Source organism: Terrabacter sp. P5_B1, from assembly GCF_056400505.1.
In genome coordinates this window covers 1-8,320 of sequence record NZ_JBFULD010000187.1, presented here as the reverse complement: position 1 = coordinate 8,320, position 8,320 = coordinate 1, and the positions used below count along the sequence as shown (strand labels likewise).

Here is an 8,320-nt window from a genome sequence, read left to right as displayed (position 1 = left end):
CCCGTCCACTGCTGCCCGATGAGTGATGACCCGGCGACCGCGCCGTTGACAGTGACGAGCGATCCGGCGGACTGGTCACGGGCGACAACCCGCCCGACGCCCCAGACGACGGCGGGGTAGAGCAGGCCGAACAGGACGGTGAAGACGAGCATGGCGCGCAGGCCGGCCCAGGACTGCTTGAGGAAGGCGTGCAGGGTCACGGGGATCACATCATTCCGGGAAGGTGGCTCACGACGAGGTCGATCAGCTTGATCCCGATGAACGGGGCCATGATGCCGCCCAGGCCGTAGACGAGGATGTTGCGCCGAAGGAGCGCCGTGCTGCCGACTGCGCGATAGCGAACGCCCTTCAAGGACAACGGAATCAGCGCGATGATGATGAGCGCGTTGAAGATGACGGCCGACACGATCGCCGACTTCGGCGAGGCGAGTCCCATGATGTTCAGCGCGTCGAGGCCGGGGAAGAGGACGACGAACATCGCCGGGATGATCGCGAAGTACTTCGCGATGTCGTTGGCGATGGAGAAGGTCGTCAGGGCTCCGCGGGTGATGAGCAGCTGCTTGCCGATGGAGACGATGTCGATGAGCTTCGTCGGGTCGGAGTCGAGGTCGACCATGTTGGCCGCCTCCTTGGCCGCCGACGTCCCGGTGTTCATCGCGACGCCCACGTCGCTCTGCGCCAGCGCCGGCGCGTCGTTGGTGCCGTCGCCGGTCATGGCGATGAGCCGGCCACCGTGCTGCTCCCGCCTGATGAGCGCCATCTTGTCCTCCGGCGTCGCCTCCGCGAGGAAGTCGTCGACCCCGGCCTCCCCCGCGATCGACCTGGCGGTCAGCGGGTTGTCGCCCGTGACCATCACGGTCTTGATGCCCATGGCGCGCAGCTGCGCGAAGCGCTCCTTCATGCCGGGCTTGACGACGTCCTTGAGGTGGATGACGCCGAGCACCCGAGGCGGTCGGCCCGTCTCCCGCACCGCGACGGCCAGCGGGGTGCCACCGGAGGACGCGATGCCGTCGACCTCGGTGAGCACACCGCTCGGCATCTCGCCGCCGAGGCCCGTCACCCAGCGCGCGACCGAGTCGGCTGCACCCTTGCGGTAGGCCGTGCCGTCGGGCAGGTCGGCCCCCGACATCCGGGTCATGGCACTGAACTCCACGAAGGTCGCTCCGTCCCGGGGCAGCCGGTCGAGCGCCTCACGCGAGGGCGCGTCGAGCGCCGACGCCGCCAGCTCGACGATGGAGCGTCCCTCTGGGGTCTCGTCCGCGAGCGATGAGACGTATGCCGCCCGGGTGACCCCGTCGTTGCCGAGGCCCGGGGCGGCCAGCAGCTCGGTCGCCCGACGATTGCCGAACGTGATGGTGCCGGTCTTGTCGAGCAGCAGCGTCGACACGTCGCCGGCGGCCTCGACGGCGCGTCCGGACATGGCGAGCACGTTGTGCTGCACGAGGCGGTCCATGCCGGCGATGCCGATCGCCGACMGCAGCGCGCCGATGGTCGTCGGGATCAGGCAGACGAGCAGGGCGACGAGCACGACCGGGGACTGCGCCTGTCCCGAGTAGACCGCCATCGGCTGCATCGCCATGACGGCGAGCAGGAAGATGATCGTCAGGACGGTGAGCAGGATCGTCAGCGCGATCTCGCTGGGGGTCTTCTGACGCGAGGCGCCTTCGACGAGCGCGATCATCCGGTCGATGAAGGTCTCGCCGGGCTTGGTCGTGATGCGCACGGTGATCCCGTCGGACAGCACGGTCGTCCCCCCGGTGACGGCGCTCCGGTCACCGCCGGACTCGCGGATCACCGGGGCGGACTCGCCGGTGATGGCCGACTCGTCGACGGTGGCCATGCCCTCGACGACGTCACCGTCGCCGGGGATGACCTCGTTCGGGAGGACCACGACGAGGTCACCGATCGCGAGGTCCGAGGCCGGGACGGTCTCGTGGGAGCCGTCGGGGAGTCGACGCTCGGCCGTGGTGGTCTTCCGGGTGGCGCGCAGCGTGGCTGCCTGGGCCTTGCCACGCCTCTCGGCGACGGCCTCGGCCATGTTGGCGAAGAGGACGGTGGCCCAGAGCCAGACGGCCACAGCCCAGGCGAACCACGAGGGGTCGACGACTGCCTGCACGGTCGTGACCACCGAGCCGACCCACACGACGAACATGACCGGGCTGCGCCACACGTGGCGCGGGTCGAGCTTGGCGACGGCTTGGGGGAAGGTCGTGACGAGCTGCCGCGCGAGCTGCGCGTACGTCGTGCTCGTGCGACCGGGCCGGATGAGGGCCTCGCCGCCCGCGCGTCCGTGCCGGGCCGTCGGTTCGCTGCCGGGCGCGGTGCGTGACGACGTCGTCGTCGACGAGGGGGTCATGAGAGTGCCTCCGCGAGGGGACCGAGGGCCAGCGCCGGGAAGAAGGTGAGACCGCCGACGATGACGGCCACCCCGACGAACAGGCCGATGAAGGTGGGGGTGTGGGTGGGGAGAGTGCCGGCGGTGACTGGTCGGCGACGCTGTGCCACAAGGGAGCCGGCGAGTGCTAGCACGAGGACGATGGGGGCGAACCGGCCCAGGAACATGCACAGCGCCAGGGTGAGGTTCGTGTAGGGAGTGTCGGCGGAGAACCCGGCGAAGGCGCTGCCGTTGTTGTTGGCCGCGGACGTGTAGGCGTACATGACCTCGGTGAGGCCGTGCGGACCCGTGGCGAGCATCTGCGACGACACGAGAGGCGCCACCATCCCGATCCCGGTGAAGGCGAGGACGAGCGTCGGCATGACGAGGACGGCGAGGGCGGTCAGGGTGATCTCGCGGCGCCCGATCTGCTTGCCGACGAGCTCGGGCGTGCGCCCGACCATGAGACCGGCGACGAACACCGTGAGGATCGCGACGAGGAGCGCGCTGTAGAGGCCGGTGCCGACGCCACCGGGCGACAGCTCGCCGAGCATCATGTTGAACAGCGCGCCACCGCCCCCGAGCGCCGAGAAGCTCTCGTGCATCGAGCTGACCGCGCCGGTCGACGTCGCTGTCGTGCTCGTCGCGAAGAGCGCCGACGGCCACACGCCGAAGCGGAGCTCCTTGCCCTCCATCCCGCCCAGCGGGCCGGACGCCGTGTGCACCTCCGACCACGTGACCACGGTGAGCATGAGGACCCACAGCGCCGCCATGAAGCCGAGGACGGTCCAGCCCTGACGGCGGTCGCCGACCATGACGCCGTAGGTGCGCGGCAGCGAGAACGGGATGACGAGCAGCAGGAAGACCTCGATGAGGTTGGTGAAGGCGTTCGGGTTCTCGAAGGGGTGCGACGAGTTCGCGTTGAAGTACCCACCCCCGTTCGTGCCGAGCTCCTTGATCGCCTCCTGCGAGGCGACGAGCCCGCCCTGGATCACCTGGTGCCCGCCCGACAGCGTCGTGACGGTCGTCGGCTCGGTGAGGTTCTGGATGACGCCACCGAGCAGCAGCACGACCGCGCCGACCAGGGCGATCGGCACGATGACCCGGAACAGACCGCGCACGAGGTCGACCCAGAAGTTGCCGAGGGCCGCGCCGCTCGAGCGCACGAGGCCCCGCACGAGGGCGACGGCCACGGCCAGGCCGACGGCCGGTGAGACGAAGTTCTGGACGGTCAGGCCCACGGTCTGCACGAACGGCGACGTCCCGGCCTCACCGGCATACGACTGCCAGTTGGTGTTCGTCACGAACGAGACGGCCGTGTTGACCGCCGTGTCCACGTTCATCGCGGCGCTGCGAGCGAGAGGCAGCACGCCCTGGAGCACGAGGACGAGGAAGAGCAGCACGATCCCGACGACGGAGAACGCGACGACGGCGACGGCGTAGGTGGTCCAGCGCTGTTCGGACGTGGGATCCACCCGCACGAGACGGTAGACGAGGCGCTCACCCCGCCAGTGCTTCTCATCGGTGAAGACCCTCGCCATCCAGTTGCCGAGCGGCACGTGGACGATCGCGAGGGCCGCCACGAGGACGGCGATCGTGAACAGCCCGCTGACGGTGTCGCTCATCAGAAGCGATCCGCGTGGAGGAGGACGTGGACGAGGTAGACGAGCAGAGCGAACGCCACGAGGCCCAGGAGGATGTTGGTGACCATGTCTCGTTCCTACTGCCCGGCGTGACCCGGGTCCGCAGCGATTGACCCGCCGCTGACGCCTCTTGACGCGTTCTTGACGGCTCGCCACTAGAGTCCGAGTGGTGAGTGCGTCGCTGGAGCTCTGGCCGTCATCGCCCCGTCGCGCCGGGCCGCCGTCGCGGCTCGACCGCCTGCGTCGCAAGGTCAACGAGCTTCCGTGCGCGCTCCTGCTCTTCGCCCAGCTGGCGGCGCTCGTCGCCTACCCCTTCATCGAGACGCGTGCGGGTGACGTCCGCGAGACCGGGCGCGCGATCTTCGGCCTCATCGGCCTGCTCGTGCTCTTCCTCGCGGTGCGCGCCGTCCGGGCGACGCCGGCCCTGACGTGGGTGGCGGTCCTCCTCGGGGGACCGGTCGTCCTCCTCACGGTCGCCGAGGCCGTGTGGACCGACAACACCACGATCGCCTTCTGGAGCGCCCTGCTGCACGCGCTCTTCTACTTCTACACGGGCTACGGCCTGCTGCGGTACATGTTCGCCGACAACTGGGTGACGCGCGACGAGCTCTATGCGACGGGGGCGACCTTCACCGTCGTGGCGTGGGGCTTCGCCTACCTCTACGTCGCTGTCCAGATCCTCTGGCCCCACTCGTTCACCATCTACGGGGAGGGCGCGCCCGGCACGCGCACGTGGTTCGAGCTGCTCTACCTCTCGATCACGACGATGACCTCGACCGGCCTGTCCGACATCATCGCCGTCGAGCCGCACGCGCGCGCCTTCGTGCTCCTCCAGCAGATCGCCGGCATGCTCTACGTCGCGCTCGTCGTCGCGCGCCTCGTCGGCCTGACGATCGCCCGCTTCCGCCAGTAGGCCGCGCCGCTCACCCAGGCCGTATGCCGTGTGCCCGGGTCGCGCTCAGGCCGTGCCGTCGAGCTCGGCGAACGTCTTGAGGCTGGGGGAGCGGGTCGCCCGGAGGTCGCGGGCCACGGCCTCGACGTCGCGCATGACGCGCAGCGTGTTGCCGCGGACGAGCTGCGCGACCTCGGCCTCGGACCACGACCGCTCGAGCAGCGCGGCGACGAGCCGGGGGTAGCCRCTGACGTCCTCGAGCCCGACGGGGAAGGTGTCGGTCYCGTCGTAGTCGCCGCCGATGCCGATGTGGTCGATGCCGGCGACCTCGCGCACGTGCTCGAGGTGGGCGACGACCTGCTCGATCGTCGCGTCGGGCTTCGGGTGCTGGCGCTGCCACGTCGCGGTGAACCGCCCGAACGCCTCCCAGTCGCGCGCCTCGACACCGACCTCGGCGGCCGCCGCGGCCGCCTCGACACGCCACGCCGCGGTCGCCGGCGAGACGAACTCGGGCACGAAGGTCACCATGCACACGCCGCCGTTTCCGGGCAGGGCGGCGAGGACGTCGTCGGGCACGTTGCGCGGGGTGTCACACAGCGCCAGGGCGCTGGAGTGGCTGAAGATCACCGGGGCCTCGGTCGTCTCGAGCGCGGACCGCATCGTCGTGGCCGCGACGTGGCTGAGGTCGACCATCATCCCGAGGCGGTTCATCTCGCGCACGACCTCGCGACCGAACGGGCTGAGCCCGCCGACGACGGGCACGTCCGTCGCCGAGTCGGCCCACGGCGTGTTGTCGTTGTGCGTCAGCGTCAGGTACCGCACGCCGAGCACGTGGAGCAGCCGCAGGGTGCCCAGCGAGCAGCCGATCGAGTGTCCGCCCTCGGCGCCGAGCAGCGACGCGACGCGGCCCGTAGCGGTGGCCTGCTCCACCTCGTCGGCGGTCCCGGCGAGGGCCAGCCGGTCGGCATACGTCCCGATCATCCGGTGGACGGCGTCGACCTGCTCCAGCGTCGCCGTGACGGCCGAGTCGCCCTGCAGCGTGCTCGGCACGAAGACCGACCAGAACTGCGCGCCGACCCCGCCCTCGGCCAGCCGCGGCAGGTCGGTCTGCGTCGTCGTGAGCCGGCGACCGATGTCGAGGGCGTCGAAGTCGTAGCGGGTCTGCTCGCGCGCCTCCCACGGCAGGTCGTTGTGCCCGTCGACGAGCGGGTGCTCGGCGAGCAGCTCGCGTGCCCGCGTGAGGAGTTCGTCGGGGTCGTGCGGGGCGGTTCCGAGCATGTCGGCCATTGAACACCTCGGCATCTAGAGTGGACGCATGACCCCTCCCCACCCGAGCGCCGACAAGAGCGTCGCACTCGTCACCCTCGGGTGCACGCGCAACGAGGTCGACTCCGAGGAGCTGGCCGGACGGCTGCTCGCGGGAGGATGGCGTCTCGTCGACGACGCGTCCGAGGCCGACGTCGCCATCGTCAACACGTGCGGCTTCGTCGAGCAGGCGAAGAAGGACTCCATCGACGCCCTGCTCGAGGCCTCCGACCTCAAGGGCGACGGCGGCCGTACGCAGAAGGTCGTCGCGGTCGGCTGCCTCGCCGAGCGCTACGGCAAGGAGCTCGCCGACCAGCTGCCCGAGGCCGACGCCGTGCTCGGCTTCGACTCCTACCGCGATATGAGTGGCCACCTGCAGACGATCCTGGCCGGCGGCCACGTCGAGAGCCACACCCCGGGCGACCGCCGCACGCTCCTGCCGCTGACGCCGGTCGAGCGCCAGCAGGGCGCGGCCTCCGTCGCGCTGCCCGGTCACGGCGACATGCGTGAGGACCTCGCCGACGCGGACGTGCCCACCCCCGCCTCGGGTCCCCGGGTCATCCGAGCCCGCCTCGACGGGCGCCCGTGGGCACCGCTCAAGCTCGCCTCCGGCTGCGACCGCCGCTGCTCGTTCTGCGCCATCCCGATGTTCCGGGGCGCCTTCCTCTCCCGCCGCCCGGCCGACATCGTCGCCGAGGCGCGCTGGCTCGCCCAGCAGGGCGTCAAGGAGCTCTTCCTCGTCTCGGAGAACTCGACGAGCTACGGCAAGGACCTCGGCGACCTGGCCCTGCTCGAGAAGCTGCTCCCCGAGCTGACGGCCATCGAGGGCATCGAGCGCGTCCGCGTCTCCTACCTCCAGCCCGCCGAGATCCGCCCCGGGCTGCTGCGCGCCATGGCCGACGTCCCCGGCGTCGTGCCCTACTACGACATCTCCTTCCAGCACGGGTCCGAGCCGCTCCTGCGCTCGATGCGGCGCTTCGGCTCGCGCGAGGCCTTCCTCGACCTCCTGGCGCGCGTGCGCGCCGACGCCCCCGAGGCCGGCATCCGCTGCAACGTCATCGTCGGCTTCCCCGGCGAGACCGAGGCGGACCTCGCCGAGCTCGAGGCCTTCCTCACCGAGGCGCGCCTCGACGTCGTCGGCGTCTTCGGCTACTCCGACGAGGACGGCACCGAGGCGGAGGGGTATGCCGGCAAGCTGGCACCCGAGGTCGTCGCCGAGCGGCTCGACCGCTTCACCCGCCTCGTCGAGGAGCTCAACGCCCAGCGGGCCGAGGAGCGCATCGGTGAGCGCGTCCTCGTCCTCGTCGAGGAGATCGACGACGAGGACGGCTCCGTCATCGGCCGGGCCGACTTCCAGGGTCCCGACGTCGACGGCGTCACCATCGTGCGCGTTCCGGAGGGTGCCCCGGCACCCCAGGTCGGCGACCTCGTGCCGGCCGTCGTCGTCGGCACCGAGGGGATCGACCTCGTCGCGGAGCCGCGATGACGCCGCAGACCTTCCACCGGGGGGAGGGGCCCGCGCCCCGGCCCACCGACTGGAACCTGCCCAACGCCCTGACGGTGCTGCGCTTCCTGCTCGTGCCCGTCYACGCCGTGCTGCTCTTCCAGGACGGCGGCCACGCGCCGTGGTGGCGCTTCTGGGCCTGGGTGGTCTTCGCGCTCGCCGCCGTGACCGACGGTGTCGACGGCAAGATCGCGCGGCGGCGCGGCGAGATCACCAACTTCGGCAAGGTCGCCGACCCGATCGCCGACAAGGCCCTGACCGGCACGGCGTTCATCGGTCTCTCGCTGCTCGGTGTCGTGTGGTGGTGGGTGACCGTCGTCATCCTCGTGCGCGAGATAGGCATCACGGTCCTGCGCTTCGTCGTGATCCGCCACGGCGTCATGCCGGCCGGCCGCGGCGGCAAGCTCAAGACGATGCTCCAGACCCTGTCGCTCGGCGCCCTGACGTTCCCGCTCTGGGTCCTGCCCTTCGGCGACGCGTGGCTCCTCGTCGCGTACGTCGTGCTCGGGGCGGCCCTGGTCATGACGGTCCTCAGCGGGATCGACTACGTCTTCAAGGCCGCCCGGCTGCGCGAGACTCAAGGCCGCCCGGCTGCGCGAGAC

At 70.8% G+C, this 8,320-nt stretch carries 8 protein-coding genes; 3 read left to right on the top strand and 5 right to left on the bottom strand.

Features of this window, described 5'->3' with window-relative positions:
• From AC1DP0_RS13900 to kdpF, 4 genes are all read right to left on the bottom strand, one after another.
• Positions 1–200 (bottom strand): potassium-transporting ATPase subunit C (locus AC1DP0_RS13900; protein ID WP_478085140.1); only part of this gene is annotated, 200 nt, incomplete at its 3' end.
• Positions 201–205: 5 nt separating this feature from the next.
• Entirely contained in the window at positions 206–2,356 is a 2,151-nt protein-coding gene (kdpB, locus tag AC1DP0_RS13895) for a potassium-transporting ATPase subunit KdpB (protein WP_478085139.1), read from the bottom strand.
• Positions 2,353–3,999 carry a potassium-transporting ATPase subunit KdpA gene (gene kdpA / locus AC1DP0_RS13890; protein WP_478085138.1) on the bottom strand — a complete coding sequence of 549 codons (1,647 nt, stop codon included), beginning with the start codon at positions 3,997–3,999 and terminating at the stop codon, positions 2,353–2,355. Before kdpA ends, kdpB begins: the two co-directional genes overlap by 4 nt.
• Positions 3,999–4,085 carry a K(+)-transporting ATPase subunit F gene (gene kdpF / locus AC1DP0_RS13885; RefSeq protein ID WP_478085141.1) on the bottom strand — a complete coding sequence of 29 codons (87 nt, stop codon included), beginning with the start codon at positions 4,083–4,085 and terminating at the stop codon, positions 3,999–4,001. The genes kdpA and kdpF overlap by 1 nt, the downstream gene beginning before the upstream one ends.
• A gap of 101 nt (positions 4,086–4,186) precedes the next feature.
• Between kdpF and AC1DP0_RS13880 the strand changes: the two genes are divergently transcribed.
• Positions 4,187–4,930 carry an ion channel gene (locus tag AC1DP0_RS13880; protein ID WP_478085137.1) on the top strand — a complete coding sequence of 248 codons (744 nt, stop codon included), beginning with the start codon at positions 4,187–4,189 and terminating at the stop codon, positions 4,928–4,930.
• A gap of 45 nt (positions 4,931–4,975) precedes the next feature.
• Here AC1DP0_RS13880 and AC1DP0_RS13875 read toward each other — a convergent pair whose 3' ends face one another.
• A complete protein-coding gene (locus tag AC1DP0_RS13875) occupies positions 4,976–6,196 on the bottom strand; it encodes a dipeptidase (RefSeq protein WP_478085136.1) in 1,221 nt (406 codons plus the stop codon).
• A 28-nt stretch (positions 6,197–6,224) separates the two neighbouring features.
• Here AC1DP0_RS13875 and rimO point away from each other — a divergent pair, with 28 nt between their 5' ends.
• Positions 6,225–7,700, top strand: a complete 1,476-nt coding sequence (gene rimO, locus AC1DP0_RS13870; protein ID WP_478085135.1) for a 30S ribosomal protein S12 methylthiotransferase RimO — start codon at positions 6,225–6,227, stop codon at positions 7,698–7,700.
• The coding region (gene pgsA / locus AC1DP0_RS13865; protein ID WP_478085134.1) for a CDP-diacylglycerol--glycerol-3-phosphate 3-phosphatidyltransferase at positions 7,697–8,320 on the top strand (624 nt) is incomplete at its 3' end. The genes rimO and pgsA, both read left to right, overlap by 4 nt.

Bases quoted from the DNA above. Each gene is read 5' to 3' on its own strand.
- kdpF (WP_478085141.1), bottom strand. From the start codon at position 4,085: ATGGTCACCAACATCCTCCTGGGCCTCGTGGCGTTCGCTCTGCTCGTC.
- rimO (WP_478085135.1), top strand. From the start codon at position 6,225: ATGACCCCTCCCCACCCGAGCGCCGACAAGAGCGTCGCACTCGTCACC.
- kdpA (WP_478085138.1), bottom strand. From the start codon at position 3,999: ATGAGCGACACCGTCAGCGGGCTGTTCACGATCGCCGTCCTCGTGGCG.